General features: G+C 71.6%; 20 protein-coding genes. 17 read left to right on the top strand and 3 right to left on the bottom strand.

From position 1 onward, the window contains the following. Positions 1-33 precede the first annotated feature (33 nt). The 3 genes from ACFO4E_RS01595 to ACFO4E_RS01585 all read left to right on the top strand — a co-directional run bounded on the left by ACFO4E_RS01595 (position 34) and on the right by ACFO4E_RS01585 (position 2,691). On the top strand, positions 34-729 hold the full coding sequence (locus ACFO4E_RS01595) for a DUF8129 domain-containing protein (protein WP_378570746.1): 696 nt from the start codon (positions 34-36) through the stop codon (positions 727-729). A gap of 397 nt (positions 730-1,126) precedes the next feature. Then, positions 1,127-2,365 (top strand): exodeoxyribonuclease VII large subunit, encoded by a 1,239-nt coding sequence (gene xseA, locus ACFO4E_RS01590; RefSeq protein WP_378570744.1) that lies wholly within the window; start codon positions 1,127-1,129, stop codon positions 2,363-2,365. Between the two features lie 29 nt (positions 2,366-2,394). Further along, the gene (locus tag ACFO4E_RS01585) at positions 2,395-2,691 is read left to right on the top strand and encodes an exodeoxyribonuclease VII small subunit (RefSeq protein WP_378570742.1); all 297 of its coding nucleotides are present in this window, start codon (positions 2,395-2,397) and stop codon (positions 2,689-2,691) included. 117 nt (positions 2,692-2,808) lie between these two features. Here the strand turns inward: ACFO4E_RS01585 and ACFO4E_RS01580 are convergent, their stop codons facing one another. Together ACFO4E_RS01580 and ACFO4E_RS01575 are read right to left on the bottom strand one after the other, a co-directional pair. Further along, complete coding sequence (locus ACFO4E_RS01580) at positions 2,809-3,363, bottom strand: DUF6542 domain-containing protein (RefSeq protein WP_378570740.1); 555 nt, start codon at positions 3,361-3,363, stop codon at positions 2,809-2,811. A gap of 115 nt (positions 3,364-3,478) precedes the next feature. Continuing rightward, entirely contained in the window at positions 3,479-4,780 is a 1,302-nt protein-coding gene (locus ACFO4E_RS01575) for a DNA recombination protein RmuC (RefSeq protein WP_378570738.1), read from the bottom strand. Between the two features lie 278 nt (positions 4,781-5,058). Here ACFO4E_RS01575 and ACFO4E_RS01570 point away from each other — a divergent pair, with 278 nt between their 5' ends. From ACFO4E_RS01570 to ACFO4E_RS01515, 12 genes are all read left to right on the top strand, one after another. Next, a complete protein-coding gene (locus tag ACFO4E_RS01570; protein ID WP_378570736.1) occupies positions 5,059-5,601 on the top strand; it encodes a hypothetical protein in 543 nt (180 codons plus the stop codon). A gap of 106 nt (positions 5,602-5,707) precedes the next feature. After that, positions 5,708-6,802: a redox-regulated ATPase YchF gene (ychF, locus tag ACFO4E_RS01565; RefSeq protein WP_378570734.1), complete on the top strand. Its 1,095-nt coding sequence runs from the start codon at positions 5,708-5,710 to the stop codon at positions 6,800-6,802. Positions 6,803-7,101: 299 nt separating this feature from the next. After that, the gene (locus ACFO4E_RS01560; protein ID WP_378570732.1) at positions 7,102-8,085 is read left to right on the top strand and encodes a conjugal transfer protein; all 984 of its coding nucleotides are present in this window, start codon (positions 7,102-7,104) and stop codon (positions 8,083-8,085) included. A gap of 87 nt (positions 8,086-8,172) precedes the next feature. Next, a complete protein-coding gene (locus tag ACFO4E_RS01555; RefSeq protein WP_378533809.1) occupies positions 8,173-8,478 on the top strand; it encodes a hypothetical protein in 306 nt (101 codons plus the stop codon). 12 nt (positions 8,479-8,490) lie between these two features. After that, on the top strand, positions 8,491-15,396 hold the full coding sequence (locus ACFO4E_RS01550) for a TcpE family conjugal transfer membrane protein (RefSeq protein ID WP_378570731.1): 6,906 nt from the start codon (positions 8,491-8,493) through the stop codon (positions 15,394-15,396). A gap of 76 nt (positions 15,397-15,472) precedes the next feature. Further along, positions 15,473-17,992, top strand: coding sequence for an ATP-binding protein (locus ACFO4E_RS01545; RefSeq protein ID WP_378570729.1), 2,520 nt, complete (start codon positions 15,473-15,475; stop codon positions 17,990-17,992). An 86-nt stretch (positions 17,993-18,078) separates the two neighbouring features. Then, positions 18,079-20,388: a type IV secretion system protein gene (locus tag ACFO4E_RS01540; protein WP_378570727.1), complete on the top strand. Its 2,310-nt coding sequence runs from the start codon at positions 18,079-18,081 to the stop codon at positions 20,386-20,388. Positions 20,389-20,510: 122 nt separating this feature from the next. After that, positions 20,511-21,170 carry a hypothetical protein gene (locus ACFO4E_RS01535; protein WP_378570726.1) on the top strand — a complete coding sequence of 220 codons (660 nt, stop codon included), beginning with the start codon at positions 20,511-20,513 and terminating at the stop codon, positions 21,168-21,170. A 78-nt stretch (positions 21,171-21,248) separates the two neighbouring features. Beyond that, positions 21,249-22,415, top strand: a complete 1,167-nt coding sequence (locus tag ACFO4E_RS01530) for a C40 family peptidase (RefSeq protein ID WP_378570724.1) — start codon at positions 21,249-21,251, stop codon at positions 22,413-22,415. Positions 22,416-22,457: 42 nt separating this feature from the next. Continuing rightward, positions 22,458-23,213 carry a hypothetical protein gene (locus tag ACFO4E_RS01525; protein WP_378570722.1) on the top strand — a complete coding sequence of 252 codons (756 nt, stop codon included), beginning with the start codon at positions 22,458-22,460 and terminating at the stop codon, positions 23,211-23,213. A gap of 194 nt (positions 23,214-23,407) precedes the next feature. Next, entirely contained in the window at positions 23,408-23,593 is a 186-nt protein-coding gene (locus ACFO4E_RS01520) for a hypothetical protein (RefSeq protein WP_378570720.1), read from the top strand. 143 nt (positions 23,594-23,736) lie between these two features. After that, positions 23,737-24,135, top strand: a complete 399-nt coding sequence (locus ACFO4E_RS01515; RefSeq protein ID WP_378570718.1) for an MmcQ/YjbR family DNA-binding protein — start codon at positions 23,737-23,739, stop codon at positions 24,133-24,135. A gap of 62 nt (positions 24,136-24,197) precedes the next feature. Here the strand turns inward: ACFO4E_RS01515 and ACFO4E_RS01510 are convergent, their stop codons facing one another. Continuing rightward, a complete protein-coding gene (locus ACFO4E_RS01510) occupies positions 24,198-25,277 on the bottom strand; it encodes a serine/threonine-protein kinase (RefSeq protein ID WP_378570716.1) in 1,080 nt (359 codons plus the stop codon). Between the two features lie 346 nt (positions 25,278-25,623). Here ACFO4E_RS01510 and ACFO4E_RS01505 point away from each other — a divergent pair, with 346 nt between their 5' ends. Beyond that, positions 25,624-26,094, top strand: coding sequence for a YDG/SRA domain-containing protein (locus ACFO4E_RS01505; protein WP_378570714.1), 471 nt, complete (start codon positions 25,624-25,626; stop codon positions 26,092-26,094). Positions 26,095-26,097: 3 nt separating this feature from the next. Further along, positions 26,098-26,796: a YDG/SRA domain-containing protein gene (locus tag ACFO4E_RS01500; protein WP_378570712.1), complete on the top strand. Its 699-nt coding sequence runs from the start codon at positions 26,098-26,100 to the stop codon at positions 26,794-26,796. Position 26,797 lies beyond the last annotated feature (1 nt).

Genomic DNA, 26,797 nt, shown 5'->3' with positions numbered 1-26,797 from the left:
ATCTCCGCCGATAGCTCAGGAGCCCCCAGTCCCATGTCGAATCCGTCCATCGCCAGCAAGCTGATCTCCGTGGTCAAGGGCATCTTCGGGCCTAAGGAGGCAAAGGAGGGCGCTGCCCCCGGCACCGCCGCCTCCGGCGCCGCCGCGCCCGCCGCAGCAAAGGACGAGGCGGTGGTGAAGGCACCCGCTCCGGCGGAGGCCGAGACCGCGGCCGACGCCCCGGCCGCCACCGCCACCGAGACCGAAACCGCCGCCACGCCGGCGCCCAGCCCGGCCGGGGACGACGCTCCCGCCCCCGCCGCAAGCGAGACCGAGGTGAAGGAGCCCGTCAGCGCCGCTCCGGCCGCCGGCGGCGGCACCGCGCCCGGCGCGAAGGCCGACCCCGAGCCCCCGGCCGCTGTTCCGGGGCAGGACGACTCCGAGATCACCCGGGAGGAGAAGACGGCGATCGCCGACGAGCTGGAGGCCGCGGCCGCCGCCACCCAGATCGCCAGCGACGACGTGCTGGAGAAGGTGCGCAAGGAGGCGGCCCCCGCGGCCGAGAACCTCGCCGTCCCGGGCTACGACGGCCTGTCCCTGCCCTCCATCCGCGCCCGCCTGCGCAAGCTCACCCTGGACGAGGTCCGCGAACTGCGCGCCTACGAGGTCGCCCACGGCGAGCGCGCGGAGTTCATCAAGATGTACGACAACCGTATCGCCAAGCTCCAGGCCGAACCCGCGGCGGAGTAGACGGCGACCGGGCCCGGGCGGCGCGACCGCGCGCGCCGTTCCCCCCACCGGCCCCGTGACCCGCTCATGCACCGGCTCGCGGCCGGTGGCAACGGCGGCTTCGCGTGCGTGGTGGGCCCGCCGTTCTGCGGCCGTGGGGGCTCACGTGCTGACTCGATGTGCCGCCGGGGGCGGGTGGCTGCGCCGCTGGAGCGGATGGCTGTGCCGCCGGGGCGGGTGGGCCTTCGGCGGTGGCACCGGCGGCTTCGCTCGTTCGGCGGCTCGCCGCTCTGTGGTTTGGGGGCGCTCGCCTTCTCACTCGCTGCGCCGCTGGAGCGGGTGGGCCTTCGGCGGTGGCACCGGCGGCTTCGCTCGTTCGGCGGCTCGCCGCTCCGTGTCCTCCTCTACTCTCGTGGCCATGGGGATGGAGAGTTCCGCCGAGGCGCCGCAGCCCGTTCGGGTCGTGATGCAGGCCGTCGGCGGCTGGATCGGCCGTCTGGGCCGCATCTGGGTCGAGGGCCAGATCGCCGAGCTGAACCGGCGCGGGGGCACGGCGTTCATCACGCTGCGCGACCCCGTGGCCAACGTGTCGGCGCGGGTGGTGTGCCCGGTGCGCGTGCTGGAGGCCGCCGCCCCGGCGCCGCAGCCCGGCGCGCGCGTCGTGATCCACGCCAAGCCCGACTTCTACGCGGCCCGCGGCACCTTCTCGCTGCTGGCGCTGGAGGTCCGGCACGTGGGGCTGGGGGAGCTGCTGGCCCGCCTGGAGCAGCTGCGCGCGACCCTCGCCGCCGAAGGCGTGTTCGCCGACAGCCGCAAGCGGCGGCTGCCGTTCCTGCCCGGCACCGTCGGGCTGATCTGCGGGCGCGGCTCGGCAGCCGAACGCGACGTCCTGGAGAACGGCAGGCGCCGCTGGCCCGCCGTGCGCTTCGAGGTCCGCGAGGTCGCGGTGCAGGGGGACCGCGCCGTGGGCGAGGTGATGACCGCCCTCAAGGAGCTCGACGGGCGACCGGGCATCGACGTCATCATCATCGCGCGCGGCGGCGGGTCGCTGGAGGACCTCCTTCCGTTCTCCGACGAAGCGCTGGTCCGCGCCGTCTCCGCCACCCGCACACCGGTGGTGAGCGCCATCGGCCACGAGCAGGACAGCCCGTTGCTCGACCTCGTCGCCGACCTGCGCGCCTCGACCCCCACCGACGCCGCCAAGAAGGTCGTTCCCGACGTCGGCGAACAGCTCCGGCTGGTGCGGCAGCTCCGCGACCGCGGTCGCAGGGTGATCCAGGGGGGCGTCGCCCGCGAGCAGGCGTGGCTGGACGCCATGCGGTCGCGCCCCGTGCTCGCCAGCCCGCTGCGCGAGATGGACCGGCTCACCGAGCACGTCACGGGCCTGCGCGACCGCGCCCGCCGGTGCGTGACCGTCTCACTGGACCGCGCCGGCGACGACCTCGCCCATACCCGCGCCCGCCTGCACGCGCTCTCCCCGGCCACCACCCTGGCCCGCGGCTACGCGGTCGTGCAGCGGGGCGACGGCGCGGTGGTCCGCTCGGCGTCCGAGGTGGCCGAGGGCGACACGCTGCGGCTGCGTTTCGCCGAGGACAGCATGGCCGCCACCGCCGGGGCGCCCGACGACCCGGACGCGACCCACGACAGCGACGACTGACCGACAACGAAGACGACCGAGGGGGCATATTGGCCGGCAAGAAGAGTGCGAGGGCGTCCGGCGCCGAGGCGAACGGAGGCGGCGAGGACGACGGCGCCGCCGCGGAGCCCGAGCTGGGTTACGAGGAGGCGCGCGAGGAGCTCGACTCCGTTGTCCGGCGGCTGGAGTCCGGCGGGCTGACGCTCAAGGAGTCGCTGGCGCTGTGGGAGCGCGGCGAGGAGCTCGCGCGCGTCTGCGAGCAGTGGCTCGAAGGGGCCCGCGCGAAGCTGGCCGTGGCGATGGAGGAGAAGACGGGCGGTCCGGCCGACCCCGACACCCCGTTCTGAGCGGGAGGCGCGCTGCGGCCGGGCGGGCGGCCACTCGATGCCCCGGGAGCCGGGGCCCAGTGGCGGCAGCGGGCCGACGTCGCCCCGGCGCCTTCACGGCCCGCGGTGCGGGCCGGTTCAGCGCACCGCCCGCCCGCTCTTGGCGGGGACCCGCCGCTGGCGGCCGTTGACCTCGTCGCTGAAGTCGCGAACGGTGCTCGGCAGCCCGCGGAACACCGCGATCACCAGCACCAGCGCCGTCCCCAGGAACAGCCACGGGGCGACGTCGGCCAGCCGGGTCGCCATGCCGATCGCCACGCCGCGGGAGAAACCGGGGCTGCCCAGGGTGAGCAGCGCCTCGGCGGCGAGCGCGGCGACGAAGTAGGCCAGGGGCGGGCTCACGGTCAGCGACAGCAGATCGGCGGGGCGGACCACGAGCGCGGTCGCCACGCACACCGCGACGAACACACCGCCGTTGATGCCCGCCAGCCCCGTGGCGTGGGCGAGCAGCGCGGCGATGAAGCTCAGGGCGACGATCGCGAGGATGCCGCCGCGGGCGGTGAGGCGCACTCCGCGGGAGGCCGCGGGGGGCACCGGATCGGTCCGGGGCCGGGGCGCGCGCCCGCGCGGCGGACGCTCGACGATGAACGGGGTCGGCGCCGTCGACGGGCCCTCCGCCTTGCGTGTCACCATCACCGCACGCTCCCTAGTGTGACTCACAGTATTCAGTGTGTCACTCTTAGTGAAAATCCGTGTCTTCCCGAAGGCTCGTGTCTCGGCCCCACCCCTGGCCGGCGCATGCCGCCGGCTAGAGGCCGACACGGGCGTCTCCGGACCTCGCCCCTTCGCGTTCTCCCCCGTTATGCCCGTTTTCATCTCGGATGATCGGGGTGTCCTCCGTGAGTTCCGCCGCGGTCAGCGGACGCGCCTGCTCGTCGACGCCCTTCGGCCGGTCCAGCTCGCCATCGACCAGGCCCAGCTGTTCGAACTCCCGGGCGGTGACCAGGACCCGGCTCTCCAGTGACCCCACGGCTTGGTTGTAGGCGGCGACGGTGCGCGACAGCGACCGGCCCAGCCCGTCGACGTGCCCGCCGAGCGTGGCGAGCCGGGAGTGGAGCCGCTTGCCCAGCTCGAAGACGGCGCGGGCGTTCTCGCTCAGCGCCTCCTGCTGCCAGGCGTACTGTGCGGTGCGCAGCAGCGAGATGAGGGTGGTGGGGGTGGCGATGTGCACCCGTTTGCCCATCGCGTGCTCCAGCAGCCCGGGGTCGTTCTCCAGAGCGGGGGCGAGGAAGGCCTCGCCCGGGATGAACAGGACGACGAACTCCGGCGCCGGGCTGAAGGCCGCCCAGTAGGACTTGGCGGCGAGCTGGTCGACGTGCGTGCGCAGGTGCCGGGCGTGCGCCTGCAGGCGTTCGGCGCGCACGCCGGGGTCGTCGGTCTCCACCGCCTCCAGGTAGGCGGCGAGCGACACCTTGGAATCGACCACGATGTTCTTGCCGCCGGCCAGCCGCACCACCATGTCGGGGCGCTGGACCCCGCTGTCGGTGCCGGCCGACGCCTGCTCCTCGAAGTCGCAGTAGGCGCTCATGCCGGCGAGTTCGGCGACCCGCCGCAGCTGCAGCTCGCCCCACCGGCCTCGCGCCTCGGGGCGGCGCAGGGCGGTCACCAGCGACTGGGTCTGGTCGCGCAGCCGCTCGGAGCCCTCGCGCACGTAGTCGACCTGCTTGGCCAGCGCCGCGTGCGCGGCGCGGCGGCCGGCGTCGACCTCGCGCAGCTGGCCCTCGACCCGGGTCAGCGTCTCGGTGAGCGGGGCGACGAGCTGTTCCACGGCCTCGCGCCGCCGGTCCATGTCCTGGCCGGCCTCCAGGCCGACGGCGCGCAGCCGTCCCTCGGCGAGTTCGAGGAAGCGCTGGTTGGTGGCGTCGAGGGCCTGCGCCGACAGGGCGCGGAAGCGGTCGGCGAGCTGCTCCTCGATGTAGGCCGCGCGCTCCTCGGCGGCGTCGGCCCGCGCCCGCGACTCCGCGGTCCGGCTCCGCGCCAGCAACCACCCCAGGGCCGTGCCGATCGCGACGCCCGCCAGTAGCACCAAGATCACGTCAAGACCGTCCATAGCCGCCCATGCTCTCAACCCTCCGGCCACCGCACCCGCGCGCCACGCGAGAGAGGGGGACATGCGGCGATAAGTCATCCCGCGGCACAGCGATGCCGCGCGCCGATCGGGTGGCGCGGTGGCCTGACCCGGCCATGGGGGGTGATGAATCCATATTCGTGGTGTTCATGGCGTTATACGGCAATCACGGCGAGAATTTCGCAATTGCGTGGATCATTCCGTGTGCGCATATTGATTCGGGGGAGGCGTCGAGTCCGCGCAACGGCCGTGGAGGACACGTGAGCACAGCGGTGGGGTCCGCGGGGGCGTCCCCTTCGCCCGGGCGTGGAACGGGGACCCGCGGGCGCGCCCGCGAGCGCGGGGCGTCGGTCGTCGAATACGGGGCCGTTGTGGCGCTGGTGGCGCTCATCATGGGCGGTCTGGCCACGACCACCGACATCCCGGGCTACGACCGCGACTACGCCCGCCACTTCACCGTGTTCAACGGGGAGTGGGGGCGCGGCGACTGCGGCGACAGCAACGGCGGCAACGAGGTCGACGACGGTGAGCAGGAGCGGCTCAACGAACTCGTCGGCCAGGCGCACCGGTCCGGGCTCCAGGTCCGCTTCTGGGGCGGCCCCGACGGACGGCCCCGGAACCCGGGGGACCCCGGGGAGTTCTACGCGTGCGACACCGGCATCTTCCCCGGCCGCCAGGGGTGCGAGAACGAGGCCCGGCAGGACGCGTGGGAGGCCCAGATGGAGGCCGGGGTGGACTTCTGCAACACCAACCACCTCACCCAGAGCGCCGAGTGGCTCAGGAGCTGCGGGGGCGAGTTCTGACGGCTTGGTGCGCGCCTCCGCCGCGGCGGTACCTGCGCGGATCGCGGGGCACCCCCTGTGGACGGCTGGATCCGCCGGGCCGGGTGAGCGCCTAGACTTCCCTCCTGTGAGCCTGTCCATCGGAATCGTCGGCCTGCCGAATGTCGGCAAGTCCACGCTCTTCAATGCCCTGACCAAGAACGACGCCCTGGCGGCGAACTACCCGTTCGCCACCATCGAGCCCAACGTCGGCGTGGTCGGGGTGCCCGACTCCCGGCTGGGGAAGCTGGCCGACATCTACGCGTCCGCCAAGATCATCCCGGCGACCGTCGACTTCGTGGACATCGCCGGCATCGTCCGCGGCGCCTCGGTCGGCGAGGGCCTGGGCAACCAGTTCCTCGCCAACATCCGCGAGAGCGACGCGATCTGCCAGGTCATCCGGGCGTTCGACGACCCCGATGTCACCCACGTCGACGGCGACATCGAGCCCGCGCGCGACATCGAGACCATCGACACCGAGCTGATCCTCGCCGACCTCCAGACCCTGGAGAAAGCGCTGCCGCGGCTGGAGAAGGACGCCAAGCGCAACGCCAAGGACAAGGCCGCCCAGGACCTCCTCGCCGCCGCGCGCGCCGCGCAGGGCGTCCTCGACGGCGGCCGGCGGCTCTTCACCGGCGGGCCCGAGGCCGGCATCGACCTCGCGCTGATGCGCGAGCTGAACCTGCTCACCGTCAAGCCGTTCATCTACGTCTTCAACCTCGACACCGACGAGCTGGCCGACGACTCCCTGCGCGCCAAGCTGTCGGGGCTGGTCGCCCCGGCCGAGGCGATCTTCCTCGACGCCAAGATCGAATCCGAGCTCGCCGAGCTCGACGACGACGAAGCGGCCGAGCTTTTGGAGTCCATGGGGCAGACCGAATCCGGTCTCGCGCAGCTGGCCCGTGTTGGGTTCGCCACTCTTGGGCTCCAGACCTACCTAACGGCCGGCCCGAAAGAGACCCGCGCGTGGACCATTAAGAAGGGGGCCACGGCGCCCGAGGCGGCGGGGGTCATCCACACCGACTTCCAGCGCGGGTTCATCAAGGCCGAGGTCGTGTCCTTCGACGACCTCGTCGCCGCAGGTTCTCCCCAGGCGGCCAAGGCCGCGGGCAAGACCCGCATGGAGGGCAAGGACTACGTCATGGCCGATGGCGACGTCGTGGAGTTCCGCTTCAACGTCTGACCCGCCCGGCGGTGTCCGAACCGCCAGATACACCTTTCCGAGCAGCGCTACCTTCCTTTCCGGCCGGCCCACAAATGCGGCGTTGACCCCGCCGGATTCTGAGGATTCGCTGGCAATGCCCCACTTGGGGGTTATCGGTCCTTTGCGGGCCGGGTACACCCGGCGGTTGGGGAGGAAACACGGACGCGTATAGGCGGCCGAGATCCTGAACAATGCCTCACCATAGGGATGGGGTAGACATGGCTCCGGGAACCCGGCAACGGCGGTCGTGACCGGACCCCGACGGATGGGGAGGCGTAATGGCGCGCAGGTCGACGCGGCGCGGTGGTGCACCCGATGAGGACACCGCCGCCGCGACCGGCCCCTACGACTACGACGCCCCGCCCGACCCCGCGCCCAAGCGGTCGCGGCGCCCCCGGGCCGGGGCCGGCGGGCGCTGGTGGGTCTGGGTCGGCCGGGCCGTCCTGTGGGCGTTCCTCATCGTCGTCCTGTTCAACGGCATCTGGATGCCGCTGCGCGACGGGATCGCCCAGCCCGCCGACGACCAGCCGGAGACCGAGGAGACGCCGGAGTTCCCCGAGAACGCCGCTGCGGCCTTCGCCACGCGCTTCGCCGAGACCTACCTCAACACCGGCGAGAACGAGGGCCAGGACCGCGCCGAAGCCCTGGCCGCGTTCGTGCCCGAAGGCCAGGCCACCGCCTTCAACATCGACGGCTCCCTCACCGGCCGGGACGTCAGCCTCGTGACGGTCGACATCCGCGACGCCAACAACGCCGTCGTCACCCTCACCGCCGACGTCAACGGGGAGCCGATGAGCCTGGACGTCCCCGTCTACGCCGACGGCCCCGCCTCGCTCGTCGTCTCAGGGCAGCCCGCCCTGCTGGCCGCGCCCGGCCGGGCCGAGCTCCCCGGCACCGCCTCGGTCGAGAACGACGCCGCGGCCCGCGACGAACTGACCCCGCGCCTGGAGGGCTTCTTCAGCGCCTACGCCGAGGACCCCGACTACCTCTCCACGGGCTTCCTGGAGCCCGGGGCCGGGATCGCCCCCCTTCCCGAGGGCACGCTGGAGTTCGCCGAACTCCAAGAGTTGTCCGTCCCCGCGCGCGCAGCGGGAGAGGATGATGTACGCCAGGCCATGGCCACGGTCGTGTGGCGGCTCGCGGGCGGGGACGCCGACTCCCGGGCCGACCTCACCCAGAGCTATCTGCTGACCGTCGTCAAGGACGGCGAGAACTGGTACGTGCGCGACATTCAAGGAGCCCCCCAGTCGTTCGGCGAGTGAGGGCCGCCGGCCCTCCTAGGGGCGCAGGAGCAAGGAGACGAAGAACCATGCAGCTCAGATGTGAGACACAGGAGGACGGCGCCTAACATGTTCCCCCTGGTTTCCGATGCCGCCCACGCGGCGTTCGAGGTCGCGGGCCCGATTGCGCTCGCCGCAACGGAAGACGCCCCCGATACATCGGGCCTGGCCGATTTCCTCCGTGGTTTCTTCGGTCCCCTCTTCCTGGTCATCGTGTCCGTCGTCGCGATCTTCTTCCTGTTCACGCGCGAGATCACCCGGTTCGCCCAGTTCATCATTCTGGCGATCTTCATCGGAATCGTGTTCTACGTGCCCGGGATCATCGAGGTCACGGCGCGGGCCATCGCACGAGCCATGGGCGTGCCGACCGAGTAGGAGGCCGGGGACGTGGACCTGCCCACGTACACCAATATCTGGCGCATCGAGAAGCGGCTGTACAAGCTCTACGATTTCCGGCTGCCCCAGCCGCTTCCCGTCGTCACGCTCGGTGTGTTCCTGGGCGTCTGTGCCGTGTGGGTCGCCCTGATGAGCCTCATCGGGGTCCCGTTCGTCACACCGTGGCACGTCATCTGGCTCGTCCCCCCGTTCATCATCACCTTCTTCGCGACCCGCCCGGTCATCGAGGGCAAGCGCCTGACCGAGCTGCTGCTGTCCTATGGCCGCTACTTCACCGAGGCGCGCGTCTACACCCGCCTCGCCCCCGAGCACGAGCAGGCCGAGATCCGGGTCACGGTGCGCGTGTGGCACCGCGACCCGGCGGCCGGTCCGCTGCCGGCCGTCGGCCGCGCAAGCGCCCAGCGCCGCGGCCGCCCGCGCTCCGCTGACACCGAGGCCGCCCGGACCGCGGTCCCCGCGGAGGGGCCCGAGCCCCTGCGCCTCGACCCCGTCGGCAATGGCGCCCCGCCCCTGCTGTGGGCCGCCACCGAGACGCTCGACCCCCTCCCGGCCCCGCGCGTCGACCCCGAGTCCGCGAACGCCGGGCACGCCCCTGAACCCGCCGGCCCCGGCACGTCCGCACCCGGTGCCTCCACACCCGCAGGAAACGGCGCACCCGCCGCCCGCGAAACCGACGGCGAGCGGCCCATGGCCCCCGCCGCACGCGCGCCCGGCCCCGCCGAATCCGGTGCGAACGAGCCGCACGGGCGACGGGAGGGCGAGGGCTTCGCGGAGCCCGCGGCTCCCGCCGTCCCGCCCGCCGGCCCGGCCCCCGAGACCACGCAGACCGCCGAGCCCTCCGCGCCCGCTGCCGCCGCCTCCGCCCATCCGGCCCGCGGATCCGCCTCGGCCGCAGAGCGGGCGGCCTTCGCCGCCCGTTCCGAGGCCGGCGGCGACGGCCGGCGTCCCGGCCGCGAGCAGGGGGAGCGCGACTCCGGGGCCGGGGTCGCAGAGCGGGCCGCCTTCGCCACTCGTTCCGAGGCCGGCGGCGACGATCGACGTCCCGGCCGCGAGCAGGGGGAGCGCGGCGTCGGGATCAAGGTCCTCAACTACTTCGGCTGGGCGCTGCCGAAGGAGGACCGGCGTCGCCCCGAGCGCACCCCGACCCCTTCCTCCGGGCTGCCCGCGGCCGAGCGGACCGAGCTGGCCACCGCCAAGCACAAGGACGACGCCCCTTCCCCGTTGGCATCCGGCCGACGCGACCGCGGCTTCGCCGCCGGCCCGCTGCCGGGCGCCGCCGACACCGGCCGCGAGCGCGCCTGGTTCAGCGAACTCGGCGCCTCCTCCGGCGAGACCCCCTACCCCCTCGCCTCCAAAGGCAGCGCCGACCATGGCCGCTTCGCGCCCTACGGCACCGCCGACGACCCCCACCCCGTACACGGCCGCTCCGCGCTCACGCCGCCCCACGGCACCGCCGGGTCCCCGGAGTCCTCCGCCCCGCAGTGGCACACCGAGGCGGCCGCCCCGCAGGGCGACACCGAGGCGGTCACGCAGGCACCCGCGTCCGGAGACGCCGCGGCCCGGAGACGCGCCGAGGAGATGATGTCGGCTCCGCTTCCCCCGACCGGCGACGACGGCCGGTCCGCGACCGCACACCGTCCAGGATCCCCATCGTCGGGCCAGGCGGGCCCGGAGCCCGGGCATGCGCCACCGCCGGAACAGGGCCGGACCCCGTGGGCGGAGACCCGCACCGCGGCCTCTGCGCCCCGGTCCCACCCGGCGACCGACCACCCCGACCGCGCCTCCGGCGAGGCCGCGCACAGGGCCGGCGAGACCGCCCCCGGTTCCGACGACGCCGCGCGTGAATACGGCGGGGCCGTCCACGGTTCCGGTGACGCGGCTCCCTCCTCCGACGACGACCCGCGCGCACACGCGGCCGCGGCTCGCCCCGAACGCGGGCCGAACCGCCGACTGCGTGCCCGGGTCCAGGGAATCGAGGCCGTCCGCCGGGTCCAGCGCAGGCGTTCCGCCTTCAACGAACCGACCCAGCCGCTGCGCGCTTCGGAGATCGCCCCGGCCGTCGATGGACGCGTGCCCCGCGGCGTTCCCGGCCGGGCCGACGAGGGCCGCGGGCCGGAGCACACGATGGCCGCCGGAGCACCGCACGATCAGCGGGGCCGGGAACCGGCCGGCCCGCAGTGGAGCCCGCACGCCCCCTCAGCGGAGCACCCGGAGCACGCGCAGGAGCCCGGCGCCCAGGAGCGGCTGCGCGAACGCGTTCTGCCGCCGGAGCCCGTCGAACGGGGCCACGGCCTCGGCGCACCGGCATCTCCCGCCGGCCCGGCCGTCCCCCAGGACGACCCGGATTCCCTGCGCGCCCAACGCCGGCGCCGCCGCCCCCACGCCGCTCCGTGGGACCTCCCCGTCCCCCTCGCGGACACCGGCACCGCGTCGACTCCCTCCACGGGGTGGGACGACCGCCACGACGCCGGCGCGCCGGACCGCCCGGCGAGCGTCGGCTCAACCGGCGCCGCGTCGACTCCCTCCACGGGGTGGGACGACCGCCACGACGCCGGCGCGCCGGACCGCCCGGCGAGCGCCGGCGCCGCCGACTCCACCGGTACCCCCGGCGCCGAGCAGACGGCCGCGACCAGCGGTTCCACCACTCCGCGAGCCGGAGGAACCCCTCCAGCGTCGCCGTCCCGCCCAACGGACACCCCGGCGGCGCCGCCCCGCACCGCGTCCGCGTCCCCGGACCAGGCGGCCGAGCCCCCGGCGTCACCCCGGGGACCCGCGAAACCGCCCCTCCAGCTCGACCACGGCACGGGCGAGCACGAGAGCATGTCCGAGGTCCTGCGGGTCTTCTCCGCCCCGGCGGGAACCTCGCCGGCCACCCCCCGCCGTTCGGCCGCGGACTCCCGCACGAGCACCGACCGGGACGGTGGCGAGGCCGCCGCAGCGTCCCAGGCCGCCCCGGCCACGGGCGGTCCGTCGGCTGAGCCCGAGTCCGCCGCCTCCGGCACGACTTCCCCTTCCCCGTCCGCCGCGGATACGACGGAGACCCGGCCGGCCCCCGGATCCGTCCCGGGCGAGCGCGAAGCCACCGCCGCGACCGGGTCCGGCGCCCTCTCCGCTGACGACAGGACCGCCGCCGATAGCGGCACGGACGCGGCTCGCCGCCCACCCGAACGCGCCCCCGCGTCCGGCGGGGCAGGGGCCGGGCAGCGGAGCTCCGCCCACGAGGGGCAGTGGGGTGCTCGCCAAGACGGCCGCGACGGTGCGGGTCCCGCACGTACCCACGGGCCGGGATACGACGACTCCATCGAATACGTCCGCGTCGTCCCGGCCCCGAAACGGCCCGCGACGACCGCCGATGGCGGCCCGGCCCCCTCCGGCGCCCCCGCGGATCCGCGGCCGGCTCCCGGGGCCGCTGGCCCGGCGGCCACTCGGGGGTCCGACGCCGTCGACAGCGGCGGACACCTCGATCCCGCATCCCCAGCTGACCCCGTGCTCCACCCGCGCACCCCGGCCGGCCCTGAGAACGCCGCCGCACCGCAACCGGAGGCCGGCTCCCCGACCGCCGCCCGGGACCACACGCCGCGCACCGACGCGTCCGCGGGCGCCGGGACGGCCGAGCCCGCACCGCACGCGTCGGAGCCCGGTGCCCGTCGAGCGGACACCGCCCGCCGCGACCAGGGGACGGCCCCCGCTGCCGCGCCCCACAGCCCGGCGACCTCGACCAGCCCGACGACCTCGACTCAGGGCACCGACCCTGCTGACGGCCGCACCCACGGCCCGGCCACGCCCTTCGGCACGTCGGCCCCCCGGGCCGAGGCGCCCGCAGAGGCCCAGGAGCAGCGGGCCGAGGACGCGCCGCGCGGTGCCGCCTACGGCCCAACGGCGGAGCCGACGCCCGCATCGCGGTCCGGCCTTCGCGGAGACACCCGAGAGGACCGGGGAGAAGCCGAACCGCACGCGACCGCATATCGGGCAGCGACCGAGGCCGGGGGATCCGTGCCCGGCGGATTCCCGCCACCCGTCGCATCGGCCCGAGACACCTCCGCTCCGGAGAGGACAGGGGCCACCGTCCCGGACAGCGGTACGGCTTCCGGCTCCGGCCCCTCCGCGCGCGACCCGCGCCCGGAAAAGGAGGCTCAGGCCGGGCCGGCGCCCGTCGGTGAGCGCGAAGAGGCCCACGGCCACGGGGCCGACCCTCGCAGCGGCCGGGAACACGCCGCCGACGCGCCCTCAGCCGCGTCCGGGAACTCCGAGCCCGGAAGCCGGGACACGCGGTCCCAGCGGTCCGGCGATCCAGCCGCGCCTGCCGCGGACGTCCCGGACGCCCCCACGAGCCGGGCGGCCGACCCGCAGGAGCAGACAGGTACACCCTCGGCCCGCGATGAGCGGCTCGACGTGCTGGACCGCTACCTCAGCCACACCGACACCCCCGCCCCGCCGCCGCCCCGGTTCGCCCAGGCGGGCGGGTCCGGCCCGCGCCGGCAGGGAGGCTGGTTCACCGACGCCGCCCCCGCGCGCGGGGGCTCGCGCACGCCCGGAGCGCCCGCGCCAGGCGGCGCACCGGAGCGGGCACACGGTGGCGGACCTTCCCAGCACGGCGAGGCCCCGCCCGCCGCTGCCGAGGGCGTCGCCGACCGTACCGACGCCGCGCGGCGGCCGGACGGCCCGGCGCAGGCGGGTGCCGCCGGTACGCAGGACGGGCCCGCGTCGCGGGAGGCGTCCGACGACCACGGGCGGTCCGCGTCCCCCGCCGGCACCCGGCCCCCCGCCCGCAGCGGGCCCCAGGGGTTCGCGGGCGACACCGCCGCCGAACGTCCGAGCGCGGCCGGGACCGGCGGCGAGGATACTCCGGCGCGGCACGACGCCGGTCGTTCCGGGGCCACGGCATCCGCCGAGCCGGACAACGCGGCCCGCACGCGCCCGTCCCCGGGTGAGACGGCGGACGTCCGTTCCCCGGGATCCGCGGCCGAGGACGCCGACGGTGCGGGGGCGGCGGGAAGCCGTGTCGCCGACGCTCCGGAGCGGCAGGACTCCGACCGCCCCGACGCGTCCGCACGCGATGCCGTTGCGCGTACCCACGACCACCGAGCCTCCGGCGACGGCGCGTCCCGAGACGCCGAGACGGCGTCGGCGGACGGTCGTCCCCGGGAATCCGCGGACGGCGTGCGCCCCGCGCCCGACGCACCCGCGACCCCCGCCGCCTCCGCAGCGGAGGAGGCCACCGACGCCGGCCCGCAGAGCGTCACGCAGCGCAAGCCCGCGCTCGAACTCGACCACGGGACCGGGGAACACGAAAGCTTCAGCGACGTCGACTCCCCGCGGCGCCGCACCACGGCCGCCGACCTGGAGGCCGCCGAAGCCGCCGCCATCCGCGCCCGGCTGAACCGGCCCGCGCCCCGTTCGGCGACGCGGCCCTCCGCCACGCCCCCGGCCTCCGCACCTCCGTCCTCCACACCCCCGGCCGACGCCGCCCCCGCCGCCTCTGCGACCGGGGGAGGGCGGGGGGCCACCGGTTCCCGGGCCGACACCCGCACGCCCGCGCCCCACCCCGGGCGCGAAGCCGGCGAGGACGACCCCGAGCGCTCCACGCGCCTCGCCCGCACCATGCGCGCCAACCCGGCCGACGGCCACTCCGCCCCCGGCTCCGCCCGGACGGGTGCCGACGGCTCCCCCGCACCCGCCCGCGCCGAGCAGCACGCGCCCAGCGGGGACGACGGCGTCTTCAGCCGCGTGGCCCAGAACGCCCGCCGCCTCAGCCACCTCTTCGGCCAGAACCCGACGGACACGCCGCACGCGTCCCCCGACGCCGACCGCGACCCCGCGTCCGCCGGGCCCGCCGGCGGACCGGTCGACCCCGACCCGGACCCCGGCAAACCCTCGCTCCAGCTCGACCACGGAACCGGTGAGCAGCAGCGCCTCACCGACACCCCCGGCGGCACGCCCGCCATGCGGCGTGCCGCCCCACCGCCCGCCCACACAGCGGACACCCCCGGCAGCGGGGGCACCCGCGGCTGGCGCCGCCTGGCCCGCGTGGTCACCGGCGGATCGGCCGCCCCGGCAAAGTCCGACCTGCCGGCCGGCGACCTCGAACGCCTGCGCGCGCCGCTCGGCGGCGCCCGCAGCGTCGTCGTCCTCGGCTGCACCGGGGGCGCCGGCCAGACGATCACCACCCTGATGCTCGGCCACACCCTCGCCGCCCACCGCGACCACCGCGTGGTGGCCGTCGACGTCAACCCGAGCACGAGCGGGCTGTCGCGCCGGGTACGCGTCGAGACGCCCGAGACCCTGACCTCCCTGCTGGCCAACGCCGACTCCGTCAGCGGCTACCTCGGCATGCGCCGCTACACGTCGCAGTCGGGGACCGGCCTGGAGGTCGTCTCCACCCTCGACGACCCCTATGTGCAGACCCTCGACGACCGTGACTACGCCGGGCTCACGGGGCTGCTCGAAGGGTTCTACGAGGTCGCCCTCCTCGACCCCGCCGCCACCGGTGTCGCCCGGGCGCTGCCCGTGGTCGACGGGCTCGTCCTCGTCGCCCCGGCCAGCGAGGACGCCGCGCGCTCGGTGGCCATGACCTTCGAATGGCTCGACGGCCACGGCTACGCGTCCCTGCGCGCCAAGGCGATCGTCGTCATCAACGGCGTGAGCAAGCGCAGCCTCGCCGACGTCGACGAGGCCGAGAAGGTCGCCCGCGGGCGCTGCCGCGCGATCGTGCGCGTGCCCTGGGACGACCACCTCTCGGCGGGCAAGGTCGTGGACGTCGACGCGCTGCGCGCGACCACCCGCCGGGCGCACGCCGCCCTCGGCGGCGTGCTCGTCCACGGGCTCGCCGGCGGTGTCGGGGCCGGCCCCGCCGCCCCCGGCGCCGGTACCGGCAACGGATCGGAGGCGCGCCGGTGACCGTCCACCCGCCGCCCGGCGGCGGGGACGACCGCCGGCCGAACACCACGCACGACACCACCCGGGAGGGCACCCGATGAACGGCAGCAGGGGCGGCAGCCGCCTGGCGGTCCGCTACTTCGACGATCGCATCCTGCTCAGCGACGCCGAAGCGTGGGCCTACTTCCGGCTGCCGACGGTGTCCTACGAGTTCTCCACGCCCGACGACCGCGAAGCGCTGGCCACCAACATCACCATCGCGCTGGCGGCCATCCGGATGAACGACGCCGAGGTGCACCTGCGCATCGCGCACCGCACCTACCCCGCCGCGGAATGGGCGACCCGGCTCGACGGCACCTCCGACTCCGGGCCGGGCTGGTACTCCTACCTCGACGAGATGTACCGGCACGTGTGGGCCAAGGACTTCTGGACCAAGGAGATCTACCTCGGGGTCCGGCTCGGCCAGCGGGGCGGTGTCGCGGGGCAGTTCTCCCAGGGGATGTTCGGCGGGCTGTTCTCCGCCTACCAGCGCACCGAACAGGTCCTCGGGATGGAGGACGACGCGATCGACGCCAAGGAGATCGCCCGCTGGTCCGGCCAGGCCGAGCGGCTGGGCCGCGCCCTCGCGGCCAGCGCCCTGCACGCCCGGCACGCCACCTCCGACCAGCTGGCCTGGCTGTTCCGGCACGCGGTCGCCGGGACCGTCGAAGAGCCGCGCACCTCCGCCGCCGGCCGCCGTACCTGGGGCAAGGGGGAGATCGAACAGATCGTCGACGGGGTCATCCACAACGGGCGGTCGATGCTGCGCCTGGAGCAGCCGCAGGGCTCCACCTACGTCGCCTACCTCTCCTTCTCGCGGTTCCCGGACCTCATGCCGTTCCCCGACGGCGAACCGTGGCTGCACTACGCCGACTCCCTGCCGTTCCCGGTCGAGGTGTCGCTGCGGATGAAACTCATCCCGCCCGCCAAGGCGAGCAAGGACGTCGGGCGCAAGCTCGCGCACGCGCGCGACATGGACGCCCACATCCGCGAAGCGGGGGTGGAGGCGCCCATCGCCCTCGCCGAGCAGATCGACGCCGCGCGCATGCTGGAACACGGCATCACCAAGGAGCGCCTCCCGTTCGTCTACGGGTGGCACCGGCTCATGGTGTCCGCGCCGACCGAGGACCTGCTCGTGCAGCGGGTCGAAGCCGTGGTCGAGCACTACCGCGACATCGGGATCGACGTCACCAACTCCACCGGCGACCAGTTCTCCCTGTTCTCGGAGTCGCTCCCGGGCGACCGGATCCGGCTCAACGCCTACGCCCAGCGCCAGCCGCTGCGCACCATCGCCGGCGGGATGCCCACGGCGACCGTCGACCTCGGCGACCGGCGCGACACCGGCACGGGCGGCGGCGGGTGGACCGGGCCCTACATCGGGGAGACGCTGGGGCGCGCGCGGTCGATCGTGCACTTCGACCCCATGGTCGCCGCGGCCCGCAACCGGCCCACGGCCATCGCGATCACCGGCGAGCCCGGGGGCGGCAAGACCACCCTCGCGCTCCTGCTCATCCACCAGCTGGCGCTGCGCGGGGTCACCGTCGTCGCCATCGACCCCAAGGGCGACGCCGAATCCCTGGTGGAACTGCTGCAGCGGCGGGGGCGCAAGGCGCGCATCATGTCGCTGGGCTCCGCCGAACCGGGGCTCCTCGACCCCTTCGGGTTCGGCGACGACCTGCCCACCAAGAAGACCATGGCCACCGAGACCCTGAGGCTGCTCCTGCCGCGGATGAGCGAGGAACGCGAGTCCGCCATGATCCAGGCGGTCGCCGCCGTGGCCAACCAGCCGCGGCCCAGCCTCGCCAAGGTCATCACCTACCTGGAGAACTCCCACGACGCCGCGTCGCGCAACCTCGGCGCGGTCCTGCAATCGATGTCGGACATGCGGCTGGCGAGCCTGTGCTTCGACCCCCAGGGCGAGTCGCAGATCGACACCGAGGGCTGGACCACGGTGTTCACCCTGGGCGGGCTGACCCTGCCCGACTCCACGATCGGCCGCGACGACTACTCCTATGAGCAGCGGCTCTCCGTGGCCCTGCTCTACCTGGTCAGCCAGTTCGCCCGGCGGCTCATGAACGGGCTCGACCGCCACCTGCCGAAGGCGATCTTCCTGGACGAGGCGTGGGCGGTGACCTCCACACCCGAGGGCGCCAAGCTGGTGCCCGAGGTGTCGCGGATGGGGCGGTCCCGCAACACGGCGCTCATCCTGGTCAGCCAGAACGCGGGCGACCTCCTCAACGAGCAGGTCACCAACTGCCTGTCCAGCGTTTTCGCCTTCCGCTCCAGCGAGCGGTTCGAGGTCGAGAGCGTGATGGCCCTGCTGGGCGTGGAACCGTCCGAAGACCACATGGCCATGCTGCGCAACCTCGGCAACGGCGAGTGCATCTTCCGCGACCTCGACGGACGGGCCGGGCGCATCGCCGTGGACCTAGTGTCCGACGAGCTGCTGCGGTGGCTCGACACCAACCCGACCCGGCAACGGCCCGACGAAGACGACGACCACGAGGCCACCCCCGACGGCGCCCTCGTGGGCACCGGCGGCATCGGAACCATGGGAACCATGAGGCAGGAGCGCTGAGGATGAGCCCGAGGTCGACACCCTTGCACCGGTGGTCACCCCGGTCGGCGGGGGGCCGGCAGCTGAAACGCTACGTGACAACGGCCATGCTGGTCCTGGCCTTCCTCCTCATCCCCCTGAACCCCGCCCAGGCGGCCCCGGTCTGCGAGGGAGAACCCGCCCCCCAGCCGGAGGCGGCGGGCAGCGGCGCGGACGGGTTGCTGGTGCCGCCGCAGTCGGCGGATGCGATCGCGGCGTCGCCCGACGGTGAACTCCCCGACCAGAGTCTCTACGGCCAGTATGGAACGGCAGGTCAGCAATGGCATGTCATCCGTGACTCATGCGTCGACAAACTCGGTTCCAGTGCCGTGGCCACGCTGAGCAATACGGCGTGGGATCTTTCGAAGACGATCAACCAATCGACCATCACCGTCTATCAGGCGGCGACGTCAGACGGACTGCTCGCGAGCTTCAACGGTCTGGTGGAGAACGTCGTCGCCGAGCTGCGTGAGGGCCTCTGGCGTCCGTTGCTCCCGACGGTCATCATCCTCGGCGCGGTCTGGCTCGGCTGGTACGGGCTTATCCGAAAGCGTATGACGCTCACTATCGAGAGTGCCATCTGGATGGTACTCGCGACAGCTCTGGGAATTTGGATCCTGGTCAGCCCTGGGCAGATCCTCAGCCTGGCCGGTCAAGTGGTGAACTCCGGCGGTCAACTGGTGAATACCGCCGTTTCGCGCGTCTCCTTCTCCGGGGTCGCGACCACCTGTCCGGCTGGAGCTCCGGAGATGGAAAGGGCCGAGTGGGAAGGCGATAACGACTTCGCCGTTCGGCAGAATTCGCAGATGCTGTGGACCGGTCTTGTCTGCCAGCCCTGGGTCGCCGGGGAATTCGGGAGCGGTCCGACCGCGAGCGTCGCGGCCCAAGAGTACGGCGTTCCGCTCCTGCAGGCTCAAGGAATCAGCCGGTCAGAGCAGTTCTTGATCGAACAAGGGGAACTCGACGCTGCCGATCTCGCCGAAGACAAGCAGCGTGAGTACGAGGAGATCGCAGCCGGGATCCAGGATAACTACCCGGAAGTCTATCCCTTGTTCGAAGGTGACCAACAAGGGGGGCGATTCGGTGTTGCGATCCTCGCGCTCTTCGCGTCCGTCTTTGCCGGTGGGCTGATCCTCGCGGGATCAGTGGCGCTGATCGTCCTCAAAATCGGATTCCTTCTTCTGCTGCTGCTCTCCCCGATATTCCTTCTGATCGGTATCCATCCGGGCTACGGGCGGTCCGTGCTGCTGCGATGGTTCGAAATGATGCTGGGTCTGCTGCTGAAACAAGTCTTCATCGTTCTGCTGATTTCCCTGCTCGTGATGTGCTACGGCCTGGTGATGGCGACTGATCTCGGCTGGGGCCTCCAGATGATCCTGCTGGCGCTGTTCACGCTCGCGCTGTTCATCTACCGCAAGCCGTTCGCGCACCTCTTCGCTTCGGTGAACGCGAACACCTTCACCTCTCGGATGGTCAGCGATGCGGTGACCAGCAGTGCTCTCAGCAGGAGTGCGAACGTCCTCCCGCCCGTGGCGTACATGCGCGCCCAGAGGTGGGGGCTGCGACGCGCACCGCAGCTCGCCGCAGCGGCCGGAGCCGTTCCTGCGGGGGCCGGTGCCGCAGGCGTCGCCGGGGCGGCAGCGGATACGGCGGATTCCGTTCGCGGTACGGCTGCCGGCGGGGATCCGGGCGAGACCGACGGCTCCACCACTCGCGCCGACGCCGGCCGCGCCCGCGGAACCGCCGGCTACGGCCGGGTCCGGGACGCGTCGGCTCCGCCGCCGCTGCACCTGGGCCAGGCGGGCGCAGGGGAGGCCGGCCGGGCACCCCAAGGCGCGACCACACAGCGGAGCTCCGCGCAGGCGCCGCGCTTGAGCGAGGCGGCGTCAGGAGGGCTCGGTACGGGGGCGGCCGCTCGCGGCCCGATTCCGCAGCGCCCTGCGGGCGGGTACACGGGAACGGGCGACACCGGGTGGGCGTCGGTGTTCGGCACCGGATCCGGCAGCGGGCAGCGCTCGGCGCCGGCCCGCGGCGGCGGCGACGCCGGCGGGGCGGCAGCGGCGGCGGACCGCCCGGCGCCCAGTTCCGGGCAGGGCATCTTCCGCGGCCGCTCGGCAGCCCCGCTGATGGGCGACACATCCCAAGGCTCCCGATGGGGCGGTCCGCGTACCCGGCAGGACCGGCCGGTACCGCCCGCGCGCGCGCCCCGCCAGGCGCCCGCTCCGCCTGCACGGGGCGAAGGCGGGAACTGGATCACCGGTTCCGGCAAGTCGAAGAACGACGCGCCGATCAGCCCGTTCTGGACCGGTTCGGACGGCCAGGGCCGGCGCAACCAGCAGCGGAAGGACATCCCGTTCTGGCTCCGCGGCGATGACTGACCCGAATCCGTCGGCCGTGGCCCGCTCTCCCCAGCCGAGCGCGGACCGCGGCCGACGGTCGGCACTCCGTCCCACGAACCCTCCGACCCGCCTCGTCCGCTCGCCATAGGGAACGCCCAGCCATGCCCAAGTCGCTTTCCGAGGGGCAGCAGCGCCTCGTGTTCGGCCTCCTCGTCGCCGTCCTGGTCGCCTTCGGCATCTACCTCAGCGTGGGCGGATTCTCTGGCGGCGACGACGGCGCCGAGCAAGATCAGCAAGCCGACGAGCAACCAGCGGGGGATGAGCAGCAGGGCGGCGACCAGCCCGCCGCGGCCGCTCCCAGCCCGATCCCCACCACGGCCGTCGACGACATGCGGGTGACCGATTGGCTGCCCTTCCCCGAGGACGAGATGAAGGCGGCCGCGGCGACCGCCCAAGGGTTCGCCGCCGCCTACGGCACCATCGACTACACGCGTTCCCCCGAGCAGTACTTCGCCGCGATGGAAGAGCTGGCCACCCGCGACTACGCGCAGACGCTCGCGCAGAGCTCGGGCGCCGGCGCCATGTGGGATGAGATGGGCGAGCAGGAGGCGGTCGCGGAGGGGCGCGCCAATGTGGAGTCCATCCGGAGCTTCGATGACGAGTCGGTCGTGTTCGTCGTTCAGGCGCAGTCCATCACCGAGGACGACGGCGGAGCCTCCGAAGACCTGGGGGACTTCGCCATCACGGTGGTGCAGGAGCGCGGGCAGTGGCGGGTCTTCGACTTCCAGCCCGCCGACGCGGGCAACCTCGGGGAAGGGTGATGGAGTTGGCCAACAGCCGTCCGTACTCGGAAATCTCGGCCTGCGGTGCCCTGCGCACGATCTTTCGGAGATGACGCCATGATCCCTCTCTTGGTGCGAGCCGTCCCCGACGACCGCGGCTCCGCTGCCACACGGCTCGCCGTCGCCCTCGGACTCGTGATCGCCGGAGTGATCGCCCTCGCCATCGTCGTGCTGCCTATGGCCACGATGAACCCGGGCATCCTCAATGTCGCCGGAGGGCTGCGCTGCACCTCCCAGGACAGCGCCGCTCAAGCCGACAGCAGCGGATACGCGGAAGACTCCATTCCAGCGAATTACCTGGAGATCTACCGGGAGGCGGGGGAGGAGAAGGGGGTCCCCTGGAACATCCTCGCCGGAATCGGGCAGGTCGAGACCAAGCACGGCCGCTGGGAGGGGCCGGGGGTCAGCGAGGGGCACAACGACTGGGGTGCGTCCGGACCCATGCAGTTCGGTTCGCTCGACGGTTCCGCGGCCGGCAACAGCTGGGGCGGAGAACCCGTCATGGACGCCGATGACCGGCCGGACGAGGGATACGGCCAGGACGGCAACGGCGACGGCGTCGTCAACGTCTACGATCCCGCCGACGCGATCCCCGCGTCCGCCGACTACCTCATCGCGAATGGGGCGCAAGACGACATGCGCCAGGCGATCTTCGCCTACAACCACGCGTGGTGGTACGTGGACGACGTCATGGAGTGGGCCGAGAGGTACGCCGACGGCGACTTCGATACCAGTGGGTCGATCGATACCGCGGTGAACTGCGAGGTCAACGAGGACGGGGTGGTCGTCGGGCGCGCGTCGAGTGAGGCGGCACAGGGCGTCGTGGACTGGGCGATGGATCAGCGGGGCAAGCCCTACATCTGGGGCGGGACCGGGCCGGCCGGCTACGACTGCTCCGGGCTGCTGCTCAAGGCGTACGAGAGCATCGGGGTGACGATCCCGCGGGTCTCCCAGGACCAGTGGAGCTTCGGCCCGGAGATCCCCCAAGGCGAGGAACAGCCGGGAGATTTCGTCTTCTTCGACGTCCAGCGTCCCGGGGAGCCTCCAGGGCCGGGGCACGTCGGCATGGTGATCGGCGACGGGCTCATGGTCGAGGCGTGGTGCACCGCCTGCGGTCCCATCGCCGCCCGTGAGTACGATGACCCGAGCCGTGCCGACATCCTAGGATTCACCCGCCCCCTGGAACACCCCGACGTCAAGGCGCAGCTGGAGGCCCAGGGGTAGCCCTGATCCGCTGGTGGTCCCTACTCCTGCTGAGGACGACAGATGCCCAACACACAGGCCGACCGGCGGACTGGAAAAGGAGTTCGAGGGTGGCGCGCATTTCTCCTGGTGTTCGGTTGCGGAACGACCGCGGCTCTTGTGTTCGTGGCGGCCATCGTCGGCGGCGCGCGCATGCTGGCTTCGGGGTTCAGCCCGTCATCCCCAGGTCCTGCTTCCGGCACGGAGTCGCGGGAGCCGAGAGAGACCACGCCGCCTGAACTGCTCGATCTGTGTGAACTAGTGGAAGCCCAAAGCCTGATGTCGGCGTCGCCCTATAACCGCACAAGCGATGACGATGTCTACTCGGACACGGCTGTCGATGATCCGGAAGCCGACCCGCGTACGGTGAGCGATGACTGTGCATGGGAAGTCACGGCGGGGTCGACGAGCGTGTGGGACTTTGAACTTTCCTATCGCGCGTTTTTAGAGACCGAAGGAAACACGTCGCTGGAGGAGTTGGCAGAGGCCGAATTCAGTGACCGCATGGATGCTGCGGGTGAGGAGATCCCGACCCCGGACTCGGAGGGCGCGGTCCCGGGGATGCCCGGAGAATCTCATCAGGTATACGATCAATCCGCATCATCCGGTGATTCATATTTGGTAATTCGAATAATGAAGAGCGGTGTCTATCAAATAAAATTGACCGGGCCGAGTGAATCGACGGCAGAACCGACTTCCGAACAGGATTTTCGCCAGGAAGCCCTGAAAGTAGCCCGCTACCTCGATCGGGCTTTCGAGCGGCAGATCCCCGACGCCTGAGGTGCGTGGCGTGGCTGTGAGGAGTGTCCGGAGCCACGGCGGGAGAGAACCATGCCGGAACCCAGGGTGGCGGCGGTCAACGGGGTGAGGGGTCTTCCGTCCAGTTCCAGGCGCGGGTCAATACCTTCCGCGGGGTATATGGATCTCGGTGAGCAAGCGCCTTCCCGTTCCCCGTTGCGTCGAAGGAGCCCCCAGTGCCTGCGATTCCCGCTGTCCTCGTCATCGTGCTCGGCTCGGCCCTGGCATCGATGGTCGCCCTGTTGATCTGCTACGCAGCCCGCCGGACATGGAGTGAGCCCGCGATCATGGCCACGCGGACCTTCGCGGGGGCGGTCGGGGTCGCGACGGCCCTGGCCGGCTTCGTGCTCCTCGCGCTGTGAAGATCCTCCGGGATGGAGTCATCCAGCCCGACCACCCTTGAGCGTGGGGCGGCCGAAGTGGGGTGGGGGTGTCGGCGCCGGGAAGTGTCCGATCGGCGTGATACGGCTACACCGCAGGTCCGTAGCGCGGAAAGGGATCCCTGATGACCCCCGAGCAGTTCATCGATGTCGCATTGTGGTTCCCCGAGGCGGTGGAGACCGAGCCGTTCTCGCCGGGCATGCCCGTCTACAAGGTGGCCGGACGGATGTTCGCGATCCTTCAGGACGACAAGACGCGGTCTCCGCGGATCTCCCTCAAATGCGAGCCGTCCTTGGCGCTGGAGCTGCGCGCGCAGTACACCGCGGTGACCGCCGGCTACCACCTGAACAAGCAGCACTGGAACACGGTCATGCTCGACGGCGACGTGCCGGCCGATGAACTGGTCGAGATGGTGTGGCACTCCTACCGCCAGGTCGCCAAGGGGCTGCGGAAGGCGGATCGCGACCGGGTGCTGGCGGTACTCGGCGAGGACATGCCGCCCACCCCGCCGTCCGGCGCCTGATCGGAGCAGGGGCGGTTTCGGCGCTGTGGCGCCACGCCGATGGCAATGGACGCCTACCGCCCCTACGTCTCGGACTTCAGGCCCAGGAGCCCGCTCCAGTCGCGGGCGGGTTGCGGGAGCCGGATGGACACGTCCGTCCACGTCTCCTTGAGCAGTGAGCGGACGGCCACGGCTCGCTGCGCGCTGGTGGGCCGCGGGGGATCGGCGACCGCGTCGTCGGCGGCCAGCGCCAGCGCGCGGTCGAGGAGCACCCCGGAGTCGGGCCGGTCGGCGGGGTCCTTGGCCATCGCCGCTAGAACCAGTTTCTCCATGGCGGGGGTGAGTCCGGCGAGGTCGGGGTCCTCCGCGACCACGCGACGGGCCATCTCTTTCGGATGCCCGTGGCCGAACGGATCGTGGGCGGCTGCGGCGAAGGCGATGAGGCAGCCCCACAAGAACACATCCGAGCGGTCGGTCGCGGGTCGCCCCCGATACTGCTCAGGGCTGATCCACCCGGGTGTCCCGACGCGGTCGCGCGCCGGCTGAGTCGCGTGGTCGGTTCCGCTGACGTCAGGCTGCTCGGCGCCGCGCAGCTCCTGCAGCCGCCGACGGAGCCGGCGCACCCGCATCCAGCGAGTCGGGTCCTCTCCGGCGGTGGGGCGCGCGATCCCGAAGTCCAGCACCTTGGGGCCGGTGGGGGAGATGACCACGTTGCTCGGTTTGAGGTCCCGGTGCACGATCCCGGCCGCGTGAATGGCCCGCAGCGCGTCTGCGGCTCCGACAGCCAGCCCCAGCAGCATCCCGCCCCGGAGCGCGCCGTGACGCTCGACGTGGTGCCGCACCGTGGGCCCGGGGACATACTCGGTGGCGATCCAGGGCGGATCGGCTTCGACATCGGCCTGCACGAACCGCGCCACACACGGACTGTTCACCCGCGCCAGCAACCGCGCCTCGTGCGCGAAGTTCCGCCGGAACTCGTCCCGGGCGGCGTGCTCGGCATGGATGACCTTGATGGCCAGGTACCCGGTGACCCCATCGGCCGTCCCGGCGTACACGACCCCCATCCCCCCGTCCCCGACCCGCCCCACCAGCCGGTACCGCCCGACCTCGGAGGGATCCCCATCAACCAGCCGCCCCAACCGCCGAGCTCCGCGTGCCTTCACAGGGACCTCCGTCAGCTCCTAGTCGCCCGAAATGACCACTTGCGACAAGATCTCTAAAAATGACTGAGCGTTAGCATGCCGTCGTGCACGCACACACGCTCAGAAGCCTTGTAGTCCTGAGTGACGTGGTGTTCTACTGCTGCCCGAAGATGATAACAGTGTTGCCGCGCCCCATTGCAGAGAGTGATATCTCACTCGAAGGATCCCACGATGCCCTGAAGGGTTGTCGATCCCCCTTGTGAGGCATGGATTCATTGACGAAAATCTGGCAAAATCCGTCGTTGCGAGGAGTCTAGTTGACGGCGCCTGAAAATTTCAGATAACGATATCTTTTTCTGGAGAAATAATGATCGGAAATATCGATGGCGTGCGCCCTGGGGATCATTTCAATAGCTATTTGGAAATGAATAAAAAAGGAGTTCATCGTGATGCGCAAGCTGGGATTTGTTGGCGGAAGGACACTGCTGCTGAGTCAGTTGTCCTGTCAGGAGGTTACGTTGATGACGAGGACCATCTGACGAAGATCTTGTATACGGGCCATGGTGGCAGGGATGACAGTACTGGGCGCCAAGTGGCGCACCAGAAGATGGCCATGGGAAATAAGGCGCTGACGATCAACCAAGAACGTGGATGGCCAGTTCGGGTAATTCGAGGCGTGAGTAAGAAGCGGAAGCGGGCGCATCATAGCCCGTATGCGCCAAGCTCAGGGTATCGATACGACGGGCTGTTCTATGTTGCCGATCATTGGTCTGAAATTGGAAGAGACGGGTACATTATATTCCGTTACTGGCTTGTGTCTGTGGATACAAGCCAGTAACGGATGGCCATGGGAAATAAGGCGCTGACGATCAACCAAGAACGTGGATGGCCAGTTCGGGTAATTCGAGGCGTGAGTAAGAAGCGGAAGCGGGCGCATCATAGCCCGTATGCGCCAAGCTCAGGGTATCGATACGACGGGCTGTTCTATGTTGCCGATCATTGGTCTGAAATTGGAAGAGACGGGTACATTATATTCCGTTACTGGCTTGTGTCTGTGGATACAAGTGATATCTTCAGGCCGCGGGTTAATATTGCGGTTCCTCTGAATGGGAAAATGCATGGTGATGTTCCGCACCCTTCAGAGGAGGGGGTTGGTGATGATAATTTCCCCGAAGTGAAGAGGGGATATTCTCGGAGGCTGATGCGCGACGACAAGCTTGGGATTCGTGTTAAAGCTCTCCATGAGTTCCGGTGTCAATTTTGTGGCGCCGTTCTTCTGACTCGAAGAGGGCACTACGCCGAAGCTGCCCATATCCAGGCTCTGGGTAGGCCTCATCATGGTCCGGATGTTCTTGCTAACATGCTCTGTCTCTGTTCGGATGATCATGTAAGATTTGATACCGGGACTGTCGTAGTGAATGAAAATAAACGAGTCTTCAACATTCTCGACGGTGCGGAAGTCGGTCCCCTGCGGGAAGTTCCTGGTCACCATCCCAGTGACGAGTACTTCTCCTATCACCGAGAGTACTTCGCAACCTGAC

It is taken from the genome of Nocardiopsis mangrovi, assembly GCF_042653925.1.
GTDB lineage: Bacteria > Actinomycetota > Actinomycetes > Streptosporangiales > Streptosporangiaceae > Nocardiopsis_B > Nocardiopsis_B mangrovi.
The sequence above is the reverse complement of the archived record's forward strand: the minus strand, read 5'-3'. Positions and strand labels throughout refer to the sequence as shown.

Bases quoted from the DNA above. Each gene is read 5' to 3' on its own strand.
- ACFO4E_RS01595 (WP_378570746.1), top strand. From the start codon at position 34: ATGTCGAATCCGTCCATCGCCAGCAAGCTGATCTCCGTGGTCAAGGGC.
- xseA (WP_378570744.1), top strand. From the start codon at position 1,127: ATGGGGATGGAGAGTTCCGCCGAGGCGCCGCAGCCCGTTCGGGTCGTG.
- ACFO4E_RS01580 (WP_378570740.1), bottom strand. From the start codon at position 3,363: ATGGTGACACGCAAGGCGGAGGGCCCGTCGACGGCGCCGACCCCGTTC.
- ACFO4E_RS01575 (WP_378570738.1), bottom strand. From the start codon at position 4,780: ATGGACGGTCTTGACGTGATCTTGGTGCTACTGGCGGGCGTCGCGATC.
- ACFO4E_RS01560 (WP_378570732.1), top strand. From the start codon at position 7,102: ATGGCGCGCAGGTCGACGCGGCGCGGTGGTGCACCCGATGAGGACACC.
- ACFO4E_RS01555 (WP_378533809.1), top strand. From the start codon at position 8,173: ATGTTCCCCCTGGTTTCCGATGCCGCCCACGCGGCGTTCGAGGTCGCG.
- ACFO4E_RS01545 (WP_378570729.1), top strand. From the start codon at position 15,473: ATGAACGGCAGCAGGGGCGGCAGCCGCCTGGCGGTCCGCTACTTCGAC.
- ACFO4E_RS01540 (WP_378570727.1), top strand. From the start codon at position 18,079: ATGCTGGTCCTGGCCTTCCTCCTCATCCCCCTGAACCCCGCCCAGGCG.
- ACFO4E_RS01535 (WP_378570726.1), top strand. From the start codon at position 20,511: ATGCCCAAGTCGCTTTCCGAGGGGCAGCAGCGCCTCGTGTTCGGCCTC.
- ACFO4E_RS01530 (WP_378570724.1), top strand. From the start codon at position 21,249: ATGATCCCTCTCTTGGTGCGAGCCGTCCCCGACGACCGCGGCTCCGCT.
- ACFO4E_RS01525 (WP_378570722.1), top strand. From the start codon at position 22,458: ATGCCCAACACACAGGCCGACCGGCGGACTGGAAAAGGAGTTCGAGGG.
- ACFO4E_RS01515 (WP_378570718.1), top strand. From the start codon at position 23,737: ATGACCCCCGAGCAGTTCATCGATGTCGCATTGTGGTTCCCCGAGGCG.
- ACFO4E_RS01505 (WP_378570714.1), top strand. From the start codon at position 25,624: ATGATCGGAAATATCGATGGCGTGCGCCCTGGGGATCATTTCAATAGC.
- ACFO4E_RS01500 (WP_378570712.1), top strand. From the start codon at position 26,098: ATGGCCATGGGAAATAAGGCGCTGACGATCAACCAAGAACGTGGATGG.